We start from the raw sequence: 18,506 nt of genomic DNA, 5'->3' as shown, positions 1-18,506 counted from the left end.
GCGTTCGTTGTGAGCTCATGGTTGGGCCTGCCCGGGTTTGGTTGACTCGCGGGGTTGACCCTGGAGCAGCGGTTTCACGCGGTGATGGAGTGCCTGGGCGGCACTGCGAAGACTGAGGTCGCCGCCCGGTATGGGGTGTCGCGGCAGCCGATCCACAACTGGCTGGCTCGGTATGCCGCCGAGGGCGTCAGGCGCGGTCGGCAACGCGGTGGCCGTCGCGCTGGCCGTCGTGCCGTATCTGGCATGGGCGGGCTGGCTGGTCAACTCCCGGTCGTGGCCGGCCCGCTCTGTCCCTGGCAAATCGGCGGTTACCGGATAATGCGTGTCTTTCCTGACTACGGTATCTGCGGAGGCGATGCCGGTGACGATGGAAGCAGAGCGCACACTGCCCGCGGAGGAGCTCACCCAACTGGGTGAGCTCGCCGCCCAGCTCCGAGTGGACGCGATCCGGTGCAGCACCAGGGCGGAATCGGGGCATCCGACCTCCAGTCTGTCCGCCGCGGACCTGCTCGCCGTGCTGATCTCCCGGCACCTGCATTACCAGTGGACGGACCCGCGCGGTCGGACCAACGACCACCTGATCTTCTCCAAGGGCCACGCCTCGCCGCTGTTGTATGCGGTCTTCAAGGCGGTGGGCGCGATCACCGATCAGGAGTTGGTCGAGACCTACCGCCAGTTCGGGTCGCGCCTGCAAGGACACCCCACTCCGGCCCTGCCCTGGGTCGACGTGGCCACCGGGTCGCTCGGTCAGGGACTGCCCGTCGGGGTCGGGATCGCGCTCGCCGGCCGGTACCTCGACCACCTGCCGTTCCACGTGTGGGCGCTGTGCGGCGACAGCGAGATGGCCGAGGGCTCCATCTGGGAGGCGCTTGACAAGGCCGGCCACTACGGGCTGCGCAACCTCACCGTGATCGTCGACATCAACCGGTTCGGGCAGCGGGGCCCGACCGAGTTGGAATGGGACCTGGACACCTACCGCCGCCGGGTCGAGGCGTTCGGCTGCCAGGCCCTCGTCATCGACGGCCACGACCTGGCCGCGATCGACGAGGCGTTCGGCCGGGCGCGGCAGGCGACGGGTCCGACCGTGGTGCTCGCCCGGACGGTCAAGGGCAAGGGGGTGCCGGAGGTCGAGAACCAGCCCGGGTGGCACGGCAAGCCGCTGAAACCCGACATGGCCGAGCGGGCCGTAAAGGCTCTCGGCGGGGTACGCCAGATCCGCGTCACCGGGCCGCAACCTGAGTCCGCCCCGCCGGCCGGCGCCCCCACTGGCGAGCCCCCCACGCTTCCGCGGTACGACAAGGGGGCGAAGGTGGCCACCCGGAACGCGTACGGTGACGCGCTGCGCGCGCTGGGCTCGCGGCCGGACGTGGTCGCCCTAGACGGTGAGGTCAGCGACTCCACCCGCGCCGACAAGTTCGCCGAGGCGTATCCGGACCGGTTCTTCGAGATGTTCATCTCCGAACAGCAACTGGTCGCCGCCGCGGTCGGGTTGCAGGTACGCGGCTATCGGCCCTTCGCCGCGACCTTCGCGGCGTTCTTCTCCCGCGCCTACGACTTTGTGCGGATGGCCGGCATCTCCCGGGCCGACATCGCCCTGTCCGGGTCGCACTCGGGTGTGGAGGTCGGGACGGACGGTCCCTCGCAGATGGGGCTGGAGGACCTAGCGGCCATGCGCGCCGTGCAGGGGTCGACGGTGCTGTATCCCAGCGACGCCGTGTCCTGCGCGGCCCTCGTCGCGCAGATGGTCGACCGCAAGGGCGTCAACTACCTGCGCACCACCCGAGGCAAGTACCCGGTGCTCTACGACAACGAGGACGCCTTCCCGGTCGGCGGCAGCAAACTGCTCCGCGGCGACGACGACGACGATATCGCGCTGATCGGCGCCGGGGTGACGGTGCACAACTGCCTCGCCGCCGCCGACGAGCTGGCGCGCGAGGGGATCAAGGCCAGGGTCATCGACCTGTATTCGGTCAAGCCACTGGACCGGGACCGGTTGCTCGACGCCGTCCGGGCCACCGGCGGTCGGCTGCTGGTGGTCGAGGATCACTACCCGGAGGGTGGCGTGGGGTCGGCGGTCCTCGAGTCCCTGGCCGACCTCGCCGAGCCGGTGCGGGTGAAGCACCTGGCGGTACAGGGCCTTCCCACCTCCGGTACCCCGACCCAGCTGATGGACCAGGCCGGGATCGGGGTGAACGCCATCGTCGCGGCGGCACGCGCCGCGCAGGCCCCCGGCCACTGACGCGGCGGGCGCCGTTTCACCCTCGGACGCGCGGGTAGACGCAGCATTCGCGGCAGGAAGGGGTTCGAGGTGAACTACACGGAGTTCATCCAGTCGGTGGCGACGCGACCGAAGATGTCACCGATCCTGGCCGAGCCGATCACCCGTGCCACGCTCGCGACGTTGGCGGAGCGGCTCAGCGGCGGCCAGGCACGGGATCTCGCCGCGCAGCTCCCCGAGGAGCTGCGGGGAGACCTACGCAAACCCGACGAGCAGGCCGAACCGTTCGAGCTTCCCGAGTTCTTCGAGCGGGTGCAGCAACGCGCCGCGGTGGAGTTCCAGACGGCGACCGACGGGGTGCGCGCCGTGCTGGACACACTGCGGGACGGGGTCAGCGCGAAGGAGTACGAGGATTCCATCGCCCAGTTGCCGAAGGAGTTCTGGCAGCTGACGGGGCCGGCGGCCACCCGGCTCGAACCCCGCCGGATTGGCACGTAAGCCCGGCCGCGTTACGTCCCCAGCCGGACCTCGGCGGATCCGCGGTCGCTGCCCAGCCCCTTCCAGCAGGGGTGGCGCCGCCGGCGGTCGGGTGTCCAGGAAGACGACGTCCCCGACCAGGACCGGGTCGACCCAGACGGCATGGCTGGCGTGTTCGCGCGGCACCGGCGAGACGAACGGCGGATCCGGCCGACTTGGCCGACGTGTCCTCGCCCCGGTGGGTGTGCACGTCACCCCGGGCTTCCACCTGTCCAGCCACCTCGACAGGTGGCTGCGGCTGTCCCCGTTCCACGCGCAGCTTCCGTGGGGGTCATCATCCCCGGACGGCGACCCGGGCCCGCACCGGTGGGAGGTCCACCGTCCGCCGTTCTTCGGGTACAACTTCGGCTTCGTCCCGGTACGCAATGACAACTTCACGGCCGGTGCTCCTGGGCGGCGCAGTCGCGATGGACCCGATCTTCGACGTTGAGGCGTAGTCACTCAGTCAGTCATCTAGGTACGACAAGGGGCCAACTCGATCTTCCGAGATGGCCCCCGCTGCGTCGGGACGGCCGGATTCGAACCGACGACCCCTTTGACCCCCAGGCAACCAACACGGATCGGTGACCAACATTTTCACCGGCCCTGAGCTGCCGGATGGGTCCTCCGGCGTCCATGCTCGTCCGTCGGCGTCCAACCCGATCGTCACCCGGTCAGGGTCTGTGTCGAAGTCGGTCACAGCCACTCGTTGATGACGGCGAGGTGGATGGTGGCTTCGTAGCGGACGGCGAGTTTGTCGATGCGAGTGGCCACGGCTCGGTAGCGGCCACCGCCCCGCCCGGGACCCGAGAGGCGCCACGGTTGTCAAGAAGGCTCAGATCGTGCCGGCCAAACGCTGCGAGACCAGATTCAGGATGCCCCCGCTGCGGTAGATCTGCTGTTCCCGGGTGGTGTCCAGCCGGACGACGACGTGGAACTCACGCTCGTCCGCCTGCACCGTGATGGTCGACGCGAATTCCATCGACGCCAGACCACGGATGGTGATCACCTCGCGCCCGGTCAGTCCGAGTGTCCGAGCGTTCTCGCCTGGGCGGTACTGCAGGGGCAGCACCCCCAGCCCGATCAGGTTCGCGCGGTGGATGCGTTCGAATGATTCGGCCAGGACGGCGCGAACACCCAACAGTGCGGGGCCCTTCGCGGCCCAGTCGCGGGAGGACCCGGTGCCGTACTGCGCGCCGCCGAGCACGACCAGGGGTACGCCCGCGTCGCGATACACCATGGCGGCGTCGTAGACGGTGCGTACCTGACCGTCCTCGGCGAGACTCAGCGTGTAGCCGCCCTCGACGCCCGGCACGAGTTGGTTGCGGAGCTGGACGTTCGCGAACGCGCCCCGGACCATCACCTCGTGGTTTCCGCGCCGGGAGGCGTACGTGTTGAAGGCGAACCGCCCCACGCCGCGGTCGGTGAGGTAGCGGCCGGCCGGCGAGTTCACCGAGATCGCTCCCGCCGGCGAGATGTGGTCGGTGGTGGTCGAGTCACCGAGCATCACCAGGACCCGCGCGCCTTCGATGTCCGGGACCGGGTGCGTGAGAGGTCCGTCCGCGAAGGGCGGGCGCCGGAGGTAGTTGCTTGCCGGATCCCACGCAAACCGGTCGCCGTCGGCCTGATCGAGGTTTTCCCACCGGGCGTCGCCGGTGTAGACGGCTCGGTATGCCTGGGTGAACATCTCCGGAGTGAGCACCGAGTCAATGATCTTGGAGACCTCGTCCGATGTGGGCCAGAGATCACTGAGGAAGACCGGCGTCCCGTCCGGGCTGTGACCGACCGGTTCGCTGGTCAGGTCGGTGCGCATCGTGCCGGCGAGCGCGTACGCGACCACCAGTGGCGGGGAGGCGAGATAGTTCAGGCGGGTGTCGGGATTGATCCTCCCGGCGAAGTTCCGGTTGCCGGACAGCACTGACACCGCGGTGACGCCCTTGTCCCGTACGGCCTCCTGGAGTTCGCCGACGAGCGGGCCGGACGCGCCGATGCACGTCATGCAGCCGTACCCGGTCAGGTGGAAACCCAACTCCTGAAGGAAGGGAGACAGCCCGGCGGCATCGAGGTAGTCGGTCACCACCCGCGAACCGGGTGACAGGGTCGTCTTGACCCACGGCTTGCTCGTCAGGCCGCGTTCGACGGCGTTGCGCGCCACCAGGGCTGCGGTGACCATCAGCCGCGGGTTGGAGGTGTTCGTGCAGGACGTGATGGCCGCGATGCCCACCACACCGTGCTCGTCGCCGAAGCGCCCCTCGGATGCCAACTCGGCGTCCAGCGCCGACGCCGCTGCGGACAGGGCAATCCTGTCCTGTGGCCGGCGAGGCCCGGCTAGCGACGGCAGCACGCTGCCCAGGTCGAGTTCGACTACCTCGGTGTAGTCGGCGACGGAGTCCGGCTGGTGCCACAGCTTCTGCGCCTTTGCGTACGCCTCGACGAGCGCGACCTGCTCGGCGGGCCGGCCGGTGAACCGCAGGTACCGGATTGTCTCCTCGTCGATCGGGAAGTAGGCGCACGTCGACCCGAACTCCGGGCTCATGTTCGCGATGGTCGCGCGGTCTGGCAGCGACAACCGACGCACCCCCTCGCCGTGGAACTCGACGAACGCACCGACGACGCCGTGCGCACGCAGCAGCTCGGTGATCGTGAGCACGAGGTCGGTCGCGGTCGCACCGACCGGCAGCGCGCCGGTCAGGCGTACGCCCACCACAGGCGGCAGCAGCATGGTGACGGCCTCGCCCAACATCGCCGCCTCGGCGTCAATGCCACCGATGCCCCACCCCAGCACGCCGAGCCCGTTCACCATGGTCGTGTGCGAGTCGGTGCCGAGACAGAAGTCGGGGAACGCCCAGTCGCCGTCGGTCATCACCACCTGCGCCAGGTGCTCCAGGTTGACCTGGTGCATGATCCCTTTCCCCGGCGGCACAACATCGAGGTTGCGCATCGATGCCTGCGCCCAGCGCAGGAAGCGGTAGCGCTCGGCGTTGCGCTCGTACTCCACATCGACGTTGCGCTCGAAGGCGGCTGAGGTGCCGAACACCTCCGCGATCACCGAGTGGTCGACCACGAGCGCGGTTGGTATCCGAGGGTTGATCGCATCCGCGCGTTCGGCGACGTCGCGCATCGCCGCGATGTCCGCCAACAGCGGCACTCCATTGGTGTCATGCATGAACACCCGTGCCGGACGCAGGTCGACCGCTGTGGCGAACGACCGCTCCGACCCCCACTCCACCACCGCTTCGAGGTGGCTTCGGGGGATGCGGTCGCTGTGGCGCAGCAGGTTCTCCAGCAGGATGCGGATCGTGTAGGGCATCCGGGACGTCACCAGGTCGGCGATCCCAGCAATCCGGTAGCGGTGCGGCCCGATAACCAGTTCCGACACCCTGACTCCTTCCACCTGAAGCTTATAACCTGAAGCCTATTTGATATCTACCGCCTGCTGGGCTAGGTGAGACAGATGCAACAGGTTATAAGCTCTGCCTGACGGAAGGAGCTCCAGCGTGGTGGCTGACATCTACACAACCAAGAGCGACTTCGCGTACGCCCTGGTGCGGGACAAGATCCTCACCAACGAATACGGCCCCGACACGGTGCTCAACCAGGCCGTCCTGGCGCGGGAGTTGGGCATCAGCACCACTCCCCTGCGGGAGGCGCTGCGCCGGCTCAAGTCGGAAGGCCTCGTCGAACTCGACGCCCACCGTGACGCACGGGTGAGCGGCCTGTCCGCCGAGGAAGCCCGGGACCTGCTGGAGATGCGACGAGCGCTCGACCCTATGGCCGCCGCGCTCGCCTCGGAGCGCCGAGCCACGTCGGACATCGCCGCGATGCGTGCCGCGTTCGACCGGCTCAAACCCCTGCCGGATCGTCCCGACCCGGGCGATCTGGCGGCACACCGCGAGTTTCATCGCGCCATCTACACCGCTGCGCACAACGAGGTGCTCAGCGCGACCCTCGACGGGCTGTGGGACAAGGCTGACCGCTACCGCCTCGTCGGTCTCCGGAACAGACGCGACCAGCCCGAACGCGACGAGACGTCGGCCGAGCATCGCGCCATGCTGGAGGCGGTCATCGCCGGTGACGGCCACCTGGCCGCGACGGTGATGCGTGACCACATCCGTGGCAGCCTCGGCGCCAAGGCGTTGTCCAGCTTGGGCGGCCACGGATGACCCAGGTGATGTTGTTCGGCGACAGCATGTTGGCACGCTTCACCAAGCCGCACATACAGCGACTGGAGCACGAACTCGGGCCGGACATGACCGTGTTCAACTGCGCTGCCGGCGGCTGGGACAGCTTCGATGGGGCCGCCCGCGCCGCCCACCTCGGTCGGCTGAACTGGGCGGTCGTGGTGCTGTCCTTCGGCGCGAACGACTGTGCGCCGTGGAAGCGCGTACCGCTCGACCGTTTCACCGCGAACATCGCGACGATCTTGTCGTTCTTTGGCAGCGCCCGACCGGTGGCGTTCCTGCCGCCGTCGATCCGCGAGGCGGACCGGCCCGGCCGCGGCATGCGGACCAATGACGAGTTGGACGCGTACCGGGACGTGCTACGGGCAGCCGTCGGGCCCGGGGCCAGCCTGGAGACGGGCGCTCACATCGAGGGGAGCGGGCTGGAGGCCGACGGCCTGCATCTCACCTCGGCCAGTTACCGGCAGCTGATACCCGCGCTCGCACGGGTCGTGTTAGCGCGGGACGAGGCGGTCAGGTAAGTCACATCAGCGCCGCGAGCACCGCGTCGGTGGTCGACCTGGTGCCGCTCGCCGCGGTCCCGTCGGGGTTCAATCGATGCCGTCGTCGACCCGCAGAGCCGATCGCACGCCCGGCAGCAGAGTGATCGGCCGGACGTTGGCGTACAGGTCGAGGCCGTTGCGCAAGATCCCACCGAGCAGGCCGCTTCGGTGCCATCGGCCTGTCGGACGTCGGGCAGGCCGACCGGCCCCTTGAGAGTCGCGTCGGCCTCGCGGATGACGGCCAGCCCGGCGTCGGACATGGCGCAGCCGTCGGCACGGTACGCGCTGGCGCCGGCCTGGACGTCGAGGAGCTCGATCGGGAAGCGGCGACGGCATCGAGCACCGTGAGCGCCGAGTCGACCAGTTCGGGACCAATGCCGTCGCCTCTGATCACAGCGACTCGGTACGTCCGCGCTGTCACCGGAGGCCCTGTCTCGCGATCAGGTCGCCGAAGAACTGGCGCACCGTGGGCAGGACGCCCATGCCCCGGTGGCCCAGGCCCTCGACGAGGTCAAACTTCACGGAGATGCCGTTGGCCTCGAAGTTGCGTCGCAGGGTCTGCAGACGCTCGATCCGCGTCAGGCCGGTCTTCTCACACCCATCCATCCAGTTCGAGTCGCCCGGGTTGTTGATCTCGAACGTGTCGGTGTCCTCGCTGCCGACCACCATGTGCACGGGCACGCGTCGTACCGTGGCCAGGTCGATGGGCTTGCCGAACCGCTGCTCGAACTCCTTGGTTCCCAGCCACCATGGCAGTGAGTCGTCGAGCTGGGTGATCCGACCGGGCGCACCGATCGACGCCGCGGCGAGCCGATCCGGGTGCAGGAAGAGGAATCGGTGGGTGAACTGGCCGCCGCCGGAGAATCCGTGCAGGTAGAAGCGGTGGGCGTCCACTGGGTAGCGGGCGGCGATCTCGTCGATGATCGTCAGCAGCATGTGGTCGAAGCGGATGCCGCGGTAGGAGATGAACTTGAAGTTGTGCACGTCGTCCGGGTCGATCAGGCCGGCCGGGAAGATCGGCGCCAGGATCACGGCGCCGTGCTGGTCAGCGAAGTCGCGCATCGCGGTCCGGTACTTCTGCGCCGTACGGCCGGTGCCGTGCTGGATCACCACGAGCGGGGCCAACCTGTCGCTCGGCAGGTCACGCGGGACGTGGAGGCAGTAGTGCAGCCGTGGGTCCACCTGGGACGCGACGACCGGCGTGGAGCCGTGGGTGTAGAGCACGCTGGTCATGTCAGCCTTTCTCATCGATCGTGAACTACTGCGAACGCGGCGCGCAGTTCGGCGACCCGCTCGGGACGCCAGCCGGGCCCGGGCGCGGACGACAGCAGCATCTCGGTGTACGGATGCTGTGGCCGGCGGAGCACGTCGGCCGTCGATCCCTGTTCGACAGCTTGTCCCCGGTACATCACCAGGATGGAGTCGGTGACCTTGCCGACCACGGCGAGGTCGTGCGAGACGAAGATCAGGCTGACCCCGGTCCGCGCGCGGATGTCCGTGAGCAGGGCCAGGATCTGTGCCTGCACCGACACGTCCAACGCCGATGTCACCTCGTCAAGGACGAGCACCGCCGGCTCGACAGCGAGGGCTTTCGCGATCGCGACCCGTTGTCGTTGGCCACCGCTGAGCTGGTGCGGGCGGGACGCCAGCAGCCGCGACTCCAGCCCGACCGAGTCCATCAGCTCGGCGATCCGCGTACCGACCGCGGAGCTATCCACCTGGTGCCGGCGCAGCACGTTGCGCAGCGCGGTCTCGACGGTCAGCCGCCGGTCCAGTGAGCCGTACGGGTCCTGGAAGACCATCTGGACCTCCTTGGCGCGCCGTAGCCGCGCGAGTCGGCCCCGCTCGCGCCACTCCCGGACCCGCCCGTCGAACTCGATCGTGCCCGCGTCCGGACGGGTCAGGCCGACCAGCATGCGGGCCAACGTGCTCTTTCCCGATCCGGACTCGCCGACCACGCCGATCGCGTCCGCCTTCCCGAGGCGAAAGCTCAGGTTCTCGACGGCGACGATCCCCGGGGTACGGCGGGTGACGTCGAACGCCTTGCGCAATCCGGTCACGCGGACGACGTCGGTCATGGCCGTACCTCCACCGGGTCGCGCTCGGGAAGCACCGGCACGGCGTCAGCCAACGCCCTGGTGTACGGCTCGGTGGGATTGGCGAAGATCTCGCTCCCCTTCTGATGGTTCATGATGGAGCCGTCCTTCATCACGTAGACGCGGTCGCAGTACGCGGCGGCGAGGTGCAAATCGTGCGTGATGAACAGGACGCCCATCTCCCGTTTCTGCTGCAGACGCCGCAACAGGGCCAGCACCTCGGCCTGTGTCGTCACATCCAGTGCCGAGGTCGCCTCGTCGGCCAGCAGCAGCCGAGGCGCGCTGATCAGCGCCGCCGCGATCACGACTCGTTGCAGCATGCCGCCCGACAGTTGGTGCGGGTAGCACCGCAGCAACCGCTCGGTGTCCTTGAGGCCGACCTCGACGAGTAGCTCGGCGATCCGCGTACGGGCCTCGGCCCTGGCCATCCCCTGCACGTGGACGAGTCGCTCGGTGGCCGAGTCGCCGATCCGGCGTACCGGGTTGAGCACCGACCGGGGGTCCTGGAAGATCATCGCGGCGGTGGTCCGACGAACCTGCCGCACCACGGCAGGGTCGGTCATGTTGTTGCCGCAGACCGTGATACCACCGGAGATCCGCGCGCCTGGGGGTACGAGTCGCAGCGCAGCGCGCGCCGTCGTCGACTTGCCGGAGCCGGACTCCCCGACCAGGCCGACCGTCTCACCTTCGGCGACCTCGACCGACACGTCGCGCAGGATCCGGTGGTCCCGCACCGACAGGTGCAGATTTTCGATAGATAGCAGCATGCGTCAGGCCTTCACCGCGAGCTTGTCCGACAGCCGGACGCCGATGACGTTCGTGGCCACCACGACGACCGCGATCACCAGACCGGGAATGAGCGCGGGACCGACGATTCCCTGGATCACGCCGCCGCGCCCCTCCTGGACCATGAGGCCCCACTCCGAACTGGGCGGTTGGGCACCGAACCCGAGGAAATTCAGCGCCGCCAGGCTCATCAGCCCTTCACCGAACAGCACCACCAGGTAGCCGATGAGCGTCGGGAACAGGTTCGGCAGGACGTACCGGACACACAGTTCGACGCTGCCGATACCCTGCAACCGGTAGGCGTCCACGTACGGCCGGGCCATCTCCTCCAGCGCGATGGCCCGGGTGAACTTGGCGATGACCGGGGCGAACGCCAGGCCCATTCCGATCACGGCGGTCCCCGGGCCGCGGTCGAACACCGCGATCACGAGTACGACGAACAGCAGGCCTGGGAACGCGAACATCACATCGGTGACCCGAGCCAGCACCGCGTCCACCCACCCGCGTTTCCACGCGGCGACCGTGCCGATGAGCACGCCGACCGCCGTGGCGAACGTCAACAGCGCGATGGCGCCGAGCAGGCTGGGCCGGGCGCCGTGGATCACCCGCGACAGGATGTCCCGGCCAAGCTGGTCGGTGCCGAACCAGTGCGCGGAACTCGGCTGCTGGTACAGCGCCGAGAAGTCCGTGGCCGACGGGTCGTACGGCGCTATCCAGTCGGCCAGTATCGCGGCCACGACCGCCAGGCCGAGGATGCCGAGGCAGAGGTAGAACACCCCCGGTGCCGCCTTGCGGGTCGTCGCCACCGCGACTGGCCCGTGTGCTTCGATGGTCACGATCGGTCACTCCTCGCCATTGTTCGAGGGTCCAACAGCGGATAGGCCAGGTCGACGACGACCGTGACGACCATGTAGCCGATCACCATGTACAGCAGGATCGCCTGCACCACGGGGAAGTCGTGGGTGTTGATGGCGTCGACGAGCAGCTTGCCGACTCCGCTGAGGCCGAACACGCTCTCGATCACCACCGTCCCGGCCAACATGCCCGCCATGACCAGACCGCACATGGTGACGACCGGGCCGAGCGAGTTGCGCAGCACATGTCGTACGACGATCTGACGCATCGTCAGGCCGTAGCTGCGCGCCGCCTCGACGTGGTCGAGCGTCTGCTGCTCCGTCATCGTCTGCCTGGTCACCCGACTGATCAGGGCGATCGAGCCGAGTGCGAGGGCGATGGCGGGCAACGTCAAGTGGTAGAGGCGGTCGGTGAATCCCGCGCCGTCGCCGGCGACGGGGAACCATCGCAGCTGCACCGCGAACACCGCCACCAGCACCAGGCCGATCACGAAGTTCGGCACCGAGTTGACGAACGTGGTGAACCCGGTGATGACCGAATCGAGGGCGCTGCCCCTGCGCAGTGCGGCGAGCACACCGAGCCCGACCCCGATCACGACGAACAGCACCGAGGCCATGGCGACCAGGGTGAGCGTCATCGGTAGCCGGGACGACAACAAGTCGGAGACCGGTTGCTGGTAGTACATCGACTGGCCGAGGTCGCCATGCAGTACGCCCGTGGCCCACCGGGCGTACTGCGTCCACAACGGCTCGTCCAGGTGGTACTCGGCACGCACCGCGGCGATGTTGTCCGGCGTGAGGTTCTCGGGGTTGCCGATCAGGAACGTCACCGGGTCGCCCGGTGCGGCGTACATGCCCGCGAAGATCACGAACGAGCTGATGACCAGGGTCAACACCAGGCCAGCGAACCGCCGCAGGAGCGCCGTTGTCACTTACGCCCCCTTGGCCCCGAGGTCGGCCGCCCACGGGTAGTACCGGTAGCAACCGGAGGCGGGCACGCCCGTGACCTTGTTGCCGAGCACGACGGTGGAAGGGCTCTGCACGACCGGGATCCACGGCATCGCGTCGGCCCAGCGGTTGGACAGGTCGACGGTCAGCTTGGCGCGCTGGCTGTCGTCCAGTGCCGCGCGGGCCTGGCCGACCAGGTCGTCGTACTGTGGGTCCTTGAGCAGCCACTGAACGGTCGATGTGGAGGCGCCGTTCTTGTAGAACCCGACGGGGTCGTTCTTGGAGATGTAGTAGTCGTCGGTGTACAGGTCCGCCTGCTGGCGGGCTTCCTTGCTGCTGTAGAAGTCGCCGTACTGCTGGGTGGGGATCTGCGCGATGCTCGCCTCGAGGCCGATCTTCTTGGCCGCGTCGACCAGCGCGTTGGCGATCACGTTGCGGGCCGGCGTGGTGTCACTGGCCACGATGATCGGCTGCTTGGTCGCCACCTCGGCAACGAGCTTCTTCGCCGCCTCGATGTCCTGGTCAGACGGGCTGGCCGGCGCGCCGTCCAGCTTCTCGTACGCGGCGCGGAAGGTGTCAGCCTCGTAGCCCCAGGCGCCCGGGCCTACCGGTTCCTTCGCGGGCGCGCCGAAGCCGGCGAGTGCGGCGCGGGCGACGCCGTCGCGGTCGAGCGCAAGCGACAACGCCTTGCGCAGCCGAACGTCGCTCAACGCGCCGCGTTCGGTCACCATCAGGCTCCAGACGCGGGTGTCGCGGCCCTGGCTGACCGTTGTGGTCCCGCCGGTGGCCAGGCGGGTCGCCGATGAGATGTCTTCCAGGTACGCCCCGTCACCCGCGCCGGTGACCAGGGAGTTGACCAGGGCGTCGTCGTCTGCCCAGCGGAAGGTGACCTTTCCTGCCTTGGCCGTACGGCTGGCGTTCCAGTACTTGTCGAACTTCGACAGCACCACTTCCTGGCCGGATTTCCACGACTGCAGGGTGAACGGGCCGGAGCACGCGTCGGTGCCACTCGGCGTGCCGTAGGCCTTGCCCTGCGACTCCACGGCCTTGCGCTCCAGGACAACGCCCGCGTCACCCGCCATCGCCTGCAGGAAGACCGCGTCGGCTGCCTTGAGCGTGATGGTGACCTGGTTGTCACCGGTCTTGGCGATCGACGTGACGCCCGCGAACTCGTCGGACTCGTTGGCGCCGTCGGCCGCGTGCCGTTGCAGGCTCCAGACCACGTCGTCGGCGGTCAGCGCGGCGCCGCTGTGGAACGTCACGCCGCCACGTAGGGTGAACACCAGGGTGTTCGGGCCCGCCCACTCGTACTTCTCGGCCAGTCCGGGCTTGATGGTCAGGTCCGGCTGCAGCTGCACGAGGCGCTCGCAGACATTCGACATGATCAGGTCGGTGTTCGCACCCGCGGCGTCGTTGTCCGTGTCGAGCGTCGCCGGCTCCTTGGCCATGAACCAGGTTGCTTGTTCGATGGCGCCGGCCGCAGCCGGCGTGCTGTCGACCAGCTTGACGTTCTGCTTGGCCTCGGTGGGCGTGCCTGCCGGGTTACCGCAGGCGGCGAGCAACATCAGGCAGGGCGCGGCGACAAGCCACCGCGGTGAACCACGTCTGGGCATGACTTCTCCTACTCGTAAAGGTTGAAAGGCAGAAGCTCGTAGGGGTTCTCACATGGGTTGCCGGGCGCGACGTAGTACTCGCCCGTGGTCAGGTCGACGCAGCTGGACAGCAACGTCGACCAGCGCCTGAGTTCGGGCAGACGTTCGTTGGGGTGTGCGCAGAGCGAGTCGGGATAGCCGAGGTGGTCAGACATGGCGGTGTGCACGGCGGACCGCACGTCGGCGGGTTTCTCTGCGGCGGCCGCGGCGGCGAGGCCCTGCCGCGCCCTGGGCACCCGCAGCAACGAGTCCGGTGCCGTCGGCCGATGGGTCGCCGCGAGCTGTGCGGGAACGAAAGCCTGGTAGTGGTTTCCGTGCACGAGCAGACCGTTGGACGGGTATTCCCAGCCGACCGGGCCGGGGGTCGTCTCCAGGTCAATGGAGTAGCCCGATCGGTGGGTGATCAGCGCGTTGCTCGCGATGTGGGCCTTCGTGTCGACCAGGATCCGCAACGCGTCGGAGACGCTCGGAGAGTCGAGCACCAGCCTGCGGATCACGGTCTGCGGAACGCCGACGGAGGTGTCGAACCGACCGCCGAGGCCGTTGGCGTTGAAGGCCAGCCCTTCGGAGTTGGCGCCGTGCCGGCCGATCTGGCCGGCCTCGACCTGCATGATCAGCGTCGGCTTCGGTGGCTGCACGATCCGTAGGATCATCAGCGTCGGCGCGGTCTGGTGTCGCCAGTCCCAGTTCTGGCCGCAGTAGACGTGTCCGTCGCCGGCCGCCGCTCCAGTGAGTGAGAACGACGTGCAGCCCTCGGTCTCGTCGGCTGGGCGAGCCGGGCCGAAGTCGCGGTCGTAGATGATTTCGCCACGGCAGTTGAGAGTGACGATCTCGGTCAGTGAAACGCCCGCCCCGTCGGCAATCCCGGCCATCTCCTCGTGGAGCTCGGGGAACCCGTCGGCGATCAGCCGCTGCCACGGGCGGGCCCGGTCGAGCACCTCCGGCCAGGTGAGGCCGCACTGGTGCTCGAACGCACGGGCGTAGTACGCGATCGCGTCGGCGATCAGGTCGGCCGCGGCGTGCCCGTACTGCGTGCCGCGGTCCAGCGCTGACGTGCCGGAGATCTCGATCGTCCTGAGACTCGCCATCGGCGGAGATGCCCCTTCGGTCGCGGGAACCGGCTTGTAGTTGCAACTACAAGGCTGCCGGCCGGTGCAGTGTGGGCTACACAGTAGCAACGACTACGCGTTAGTCAATGGATGAAGTTTTTGCTACGGACACTCACCCGCCAGCCGGCATGAACAGGAGCCCCCTTGACTGCGACAGCCGACGAGATCCAGCGCGCTGAGACCAGCACCGCGAACAACTACCGTCCGCTCCCGGTCGTCCTTCGCGAGGGCCACGGCGCCTGGGTCACCGACATCGAAGGAGGGCGCTACCTGGACATGCTGTCCGGGTACAGCGCACTGAACTTCGGGCACACGACCCCGAGCTGCTCGCCGTCGCACACGAACAGCTCGACCGGCTGACCCTCACGAGCAGGGCGTTCCACAACGACCAGCTCGCCACCTTCTGGGCGGAGTTGGCCGAACTCGCCGGGATGGAGATGGCGCCGCCGATGAACACCGGCGCCGAAGCCGTCGAGACCGCGATCAAGACCGCGCGGAAGTGGGGCTACCAGGTCAAGGGCGTGCCGCCGGGCCAGGCGAAGATCATCGTGGTGGACGGCAACTTCCACGGCCGGACCGTCACCATCGTCAGCTTCTCCGACGATCCCAAGGCCACGGCCGAGTTCGGCCCGTTCACGCCCGGCTTCGTCCGGGTTCCGTTCGGCGACGGGGACGCCCTGCGGTCGGCCATCGACGACAACACCGTCGCCGTCCTGCTCGAACCGATCCAGGGCGAACGCGGTGCCCAGGTGTCGTCCCCCCGCCGCCGGGCTATCTGCGGACGGTCCGCCAGCTGTTTACCACTCACGGCATGCTCTTGACGTCCTCCACCGCCCTGAAGGGCGGGGATTCCCTCGGTCACCCGAGGGGTTCCTGTTTCATCGGGCCGCGCCCTCACCGCTTGCGCGGGTCGGGTCTTACCGTCCCTCCACAGGCGTTTTACCTCTCCGCCAGCCCGGCGGCGAGAATGTTCCTGGCGGCGTTGACGTCCCGGTCGTGCACGGCATCACAGCCGGGACACGTCCAGGCGCGGACGCCGAGGGTCATAGCGGTGTTGGGCCGCCCGCACGCCGAGCAGGTCTTCGTGCTCGGATACCAGCGGTCAACGGCGATAACCTGCCGCCCGTACCAGGCGGCCTTGTACTCGATCATGCTGCGCAGGTGCGTCCACGCCGCGTCGGAGATGGCGCGGGCCAGACTGTGATTGCGCAGCAAGTTACGCACGCTGAGGTCTTCGATCACGACCATTTGGTTCTCACGGACGAGTCGAGTCGACACCTTGTGCAGGTGATCCCGCCACCGATCGGCGATGCGGCAGTGAATGCGGGCCACCGAGAGCCGGGCTTTGGCCCGGTTCTTGGTGTCCTTGCCCTTACGGGACAGGTCGCGTTGCGCCTTAGCCACATAGCTCACATTCTATCTACCCGTCACGCAAGACGAGCATCGAGGGGAGGGAGCGGCGTTACCTCCCGGCCCTGAACGGCCGGGTTTCCACGCCGCGATCCTGATGACCGTGAGTAGCGGCTCCTGCTACCTTGTGGCGGTGACTACAGGCGAGCCGCAGGACGAGGCCGCATTCGCGGGCAAGCTGGCAAGCCTTTCCCTCGCGGAACGGATCACCGCCCGGGTGGCTACGATGAGCCGGGCCGAGCGTCGGGTCGCCGAGTTTCTGCGTACACACAGCTCTGAGGCCATTTTCGCCACCGCGCAACAGATCGGCGCGGCCACTCAGACCAGTGACGCGACCGTGGTGCGCACGGCCAAGACTCTCGGCTATTCGGGCTTGCAGGAATTGCGGCACAGTCTCGGCAAACAGGTGGTCGCCGCGACCAGCCCGCTGGACCAACTGCGTAAACGCCTGGAACAGCCCGGCTCACAGTCGACATCTCTGCTGTCGCAGGTGTTCGCCGAGGCGACCGAGCGACTCGCCGAGACCGCCCGACGAATGATCGACGCCGACTTCGGTCTCGCCGTCGAGGCCATCGCCGGTGCCAGGGAGGTCATCGGCATCGGTGTCGGGCCGTCCGAGCTGACCGCGCGTTATCTCGCCTTGAAGCTCAACCGGATGGGCAGGCACGCGCGCTCCACCGGCGAGACCGGGTTCCGCCTGGCCGATGACCTGCTCACCGTCACCGGCGACGACACGCTGGTGCTGTACTGGCCCAGCCGGCTACGCGGCGAGATGGAAGTCGTGCTCGACCACGCCGAGGCCGTGGGCGCACGCACGGTTCTGGTCTCCGACTCGCTCGGTCCACTGATCGGCGACCGGGTGAACGTCGCACTGCCGGCCGCCCACTCGCCCGGAGACATCGTGAGCGAAGGAATGACCACTCAGGTGCTCACCGATGCTCTCGTGGCAGGGGTACGCGCACACGACGAGGCACGCGCGACGAGCGCCCACGAACTGCTGACCGAGCTACGCTCCTCGCTCAGCCAGGTCAACGGCCCGAGCCAGCGGAATCGCGGCTGAGGTCGAGCGGGCCAACCGAACTGTCGAACTCTTGGTTCTCGGCGACCAACGCCACCCGAGCCGTTCGTCCGATGCATTGAAGCACGTGTCCCGCTCGGTCACGACGTGCGGACCCCAAGATGCGGCTGCTCGGAGCTGCGTCCATCTGAGGCACATCGACGGACTCGTGCCGCAGGACCCGTCTCGCGCGCGGGCTCAACTTCGGCGTGCCCACGCTCGTACCGATGGGCCTCACCCTGCACTCGGCGAGGCCCCCGGGGGCGCGGTAGCCGTAGCGGTCGGTGAGGTACGCGCAGTGGTGGTGGAGGCCGGCAGGGGCAGGCGGGCGCTCGGTGAGGGCGCGGTTCGAAAACAGGGCTGGCCGGAGAAGGGCGAGAGGGCTTGGAGTGGGTGGTGCAGGCAGCGGCTACGCTGCCCGTGGCCGAGATGGAGCGACTACTCACCCTCGCCGGCGTTTGACCGCTTAGACAACCAGCACGAGGGATTTGATCCCACGACAGCCTCTTGTCGAGCATCCCTCAGCGCTTGTCATTGCTTGTCAAAACCCCTTGTTACCAAACGTTGTCTACGCCGGCTCAACCTTGACCCCTCTGTTCCGGGCGGGTTCCAGTACTTGTCGCAACACAGCTGATCATGTGAGGCGTGTTGATGGGACGACGAGGACGCAAACGCCGGCTCGAGGTCGAGACGGAGTACTGGCGGCTGCTGCAGGCAGGGGTTTTCGGGGGGTAAACGGGGGCAGGCCGACAGACCGGCGCCAGATTCTCGCGCTTCCAACAGCCGCCATGGGACCTGCCGTCACCCAAGAGAACGACATGCGCCTACCCGTCACGACCCGCCTACCGTAGGGATGGGGTCGTGTCGGTCAGGGACACGACCCATTGCCCCACCGCCGATGATGCTCCGCGCGACTCTGAAGCTCGCGCAAGTCTGGCTGCGCCGGTGAGCTCCTCGGGATCGCCAAAGAGGTCACCACGGCGGATGCGCTAGTCATGGCGTCCCGCAGTGTGGTCGAGCTCCCAGCTGACAAGACAAGCTATCGCGCCGAGAGTCCCCGGTTCGTCGTGACTGGTCAAGGCTCTGCTGCTCGCTGCAGGACATCCCCCGAGCTACCCGGTTGACTCACCGCCCCTC

General features: G+C 68.1%; 15 protein-coding genes and 1 pseudogene. 7 read left to right on the top strand and 9 right to left on the bottom strand.

Translation table 11 applies throughout. From position 1 onward, the window contains the following. Nucleotides 1-84 precede the first annotated feature (84 nt). From KBX63_RS36070 to KBX63_RS25445, 3 genes are all read left to right on the top strand, one after another. Nucleotides 85-417: a hypothetical protein gene (locus KBX63_RS36070; RefSeq protein ID WP_374102264.1), complete on the top strand. Its 333-nt coding sequence runs from the start codon at nucleotides 85-87 to the stop codon at nucleotides 415-417. Further along, a complete protein-coding gene (locus tag KBX63_RS25450; RefSeq protein ID WP_247663081.1) occupies nucleotides 368-2,239 on the top strand; it encodes a transketolase in 1,872 nt (623 codons plus the stop codon). Before KBX63_RS36070 ends, KBX63_RS25450 begins: the two co-directional genes overlap by 50 nt. A 69-nt stretch (nucleotides 2,240-2,308) precedes the next feature. Further along, entirely contained in the window at nucleotides 2,309-2,716 is a 408-nt protein-coding gene (locus KBX63_RS25445; RefSeq protein WP_307871836.1) for a DUF2267 domain-containing protein, read from the top strand. 853 nt (nucleotides 2,717-3,569) lie between these two features. On the opposite strand, the gene acnA is transcribed toward KBX63_RS25445, so the two are convergent. Then, nucleotides 3,570-6,113: an aconitate hydratase AcnA gene (acnA, locus tag KBX63_RS25440; protein ID WP_307871835.1), complete on the bottom strand. Its 2,544-nt coding sequence runs from the start codon at nucleotides 6,111-6,113 to the stop codon at nucleotides 3,570-3,572. A 121-nt stretch (nucleotides 6,114-6,234) separates the two neighbouring features. Here acnA and KBX63_RS25435 point away from each other — a divergent pair, with 121 nt between their 5' ends. Next, nucleotides 6,235-6,897, top strand: a complete 663-nt coding sequence (locus KBX63_RS25435) for a GntR family transcriptional regulator (RefSeq protein WP_210915418.1) — start codon at nucleotides 6,235-6,237, stop codon at nucleotides 6,895-6,897. Further along, nucleotides 6,894-7,436 (top strand): GDSL-type esterase/lipase family protein, encoded by a 543-nt coding sequence (locus KBX63_RS25430; RefSeq protein WP_210915417.1) that lies wholly within the window; start codon nucleotides 6,894-6,896, stop codon nucleotides 7,434-7,436. Before KBX63_RS25435 ends, KBX63_RS25430 begins: the two co-directional genes overlap by 4 nt. A 438-nt stretch (nucleotides 7,437-7,874) precedes the next feature. On the opposite strand, the gene KBX63_RS25425 is transcribed toward KBX63_RS25430, so the two are convergent. The 7 genes from KBX63_RS25425 to KBX63_RS25395 are packed head-to-tail and all read right to left on the bottom strand — an operon-like array spanning nucleotide 7,875 to nucleotide 14,881. Then, the gene (locus KBX63_RS25425; protein WP_210915415.1) at nucleotides 7,875-8,705 is read right to left on the bottom strand and encodes a PHB depolymerase family esterase; all 831 of its coding nucleotides are present in this window, start codon (nucleotides 8,703-8,705) and stop codon (nucleotides 7,875-7,877) included. Beyond that, entirely contained in the window at nucleotides 8,702-9,535 is an 834-nt protein-coding gene (locus KBX63_RS25420) for an ABC transporter ATP-binding protein (protein WP_210915413.1), read from the bottom strand. The genes KBX63_RS25425 and KBX63_RS25420 overlap by 4 nt, the downstream gene beginning before the upstream one ends. Next, nucleotides 9,532-10,320: an ABC transporter ATP-binding protein gene (locus KBX63_RS25415; RefSeq protein WP_210915410.1), complete on the bottom strand. Its 789-nt coding sequence runs from the start codon at nucleotides 10,318-10,320 to the stop codon at nucleotides 9,532-9,534. The genes KBX63_RS25420 and KBX63_RS25415 overlap by 4 nt, the downstream gene beginning before the upstream one ends. Nucleotides 10,321-10,323: 3 nt before the next feature. Further along, complete coding sequence (locus KBX63_RS25410) at nucleotides 10,324-11,175, bottom strand: ABC transporter permease (RefSeq protein ID WP_210915409.1); 852 nt, start codon at nucleotides 11,173-11,175, stop codon at nucleotides 10,324-10,326. Beyond that, nucleotides 11,172-12,125 carry an ABC transporter permease gene (locus tag KBX63_RS25405; RefSeq protein WP_210915407.1) on the bottom strand — a complete coding sequence of 318 codons (954 nt, stop codon included), beginning with the start codon at nucleotides 12,123-12,125 and terminating at the stop codon, nucleotides 11,172-11,174. The genes KBX63_RS25410 and KBX63_RS25405 overlap by 4 nt, the downstream gene beginning before the upstream one ends. Next, nucleotides 12,126-13,754 carry an ABC transporter substrate-binding protein gene (locus KBX63_RS25400; protein WP_210915404.1) on the bottom strand — a complete coding sequence of 543 codons (1,629 nt, stop codon included), beginning with the start codon at nucleotides 13,752-13,754 and terminating at the stop codon, nucleotides 12,126-12,128. Nucleotides 13,755-13,762: 8 nt separating this feature from the next. Then, nucleotides 13,763-14,881 (bottom strand): C45 family peptidase, encoded by a 1,119-nt coding sequence (locus KBX63_RS25395; RefSeq protein WP_210915401.1) that lies wholly within the window; start codon nucleotides 14,879-14,881, stop codon nucleotides 13,763-13,765. 165 nt (nucleotides 14,882-15,046) lie between these two features. Here KBX63_RS25395 and KBX63_RS25390 point away from each other — a divergent pair. Next, nucleotides 15,047-15,746: pseudogene (locus KBX63_RS25390) on the top strand (aminotransferase class III-fold pyridoxal phosphate-dependent enzyme); the annotation flags it as partial. A 95-nt stretch (nucleotides 15,747-15,841) separates the two neighbouring features. Here KBX63_RS25390 and KBX63_RS25385 read toward each other — a convergent pair. Continuing rightward, on the bottom strand, nucleotides 15,842-16,306 hold the full coding sequence (locus KBX63_RS25385) for an RNA-guided endonuclease TnpB family protein (RefSeq protein ID WP_210915399.1): 465 nt from the start codon (nucleotides 16,304-16,306) through the stop codon (nucleotides 15,842-15,844). A 139-nt stretch (nucleotides 16,307-16,445) separates the two neighbouring features. Here KBX63_RS25385 and KBX63_RS25380 point away from each other — a divergent pair, with 139 nt between their 5' ends. Continuing rightward, nucleotides 16,446-17,372 carry a MurR/RpiR family transcriptional regulator gene (locus KBX63_RS25380; protein ID WP_210915398.1) on the top strand — a complete coding sequence of 309 codons (927 nt, stop codon included), beginning with the start codon at nucleotides 16,446-16,448 and terminating at the stop codon, nucleotides 17,370-17,372. Nucleotides 17,373-18,506 lie beyond the last annotated feature (1,134 nt).

Origin of the sequence: Micromonospora sp. U21 (genome assembly GCF_018070045.1) — a bacterium.
Classification (GTDB): Bacteria; Actinomycetota; Actinomycetes; order Mycobacteriales; family Micromonosporaceae; genus Micromonospora.
The sequence above is the reverse complement of the archived record's forward strand: the minus strand, read 5'-3'. Positions and strand labels throughout refer to the sequence as shown.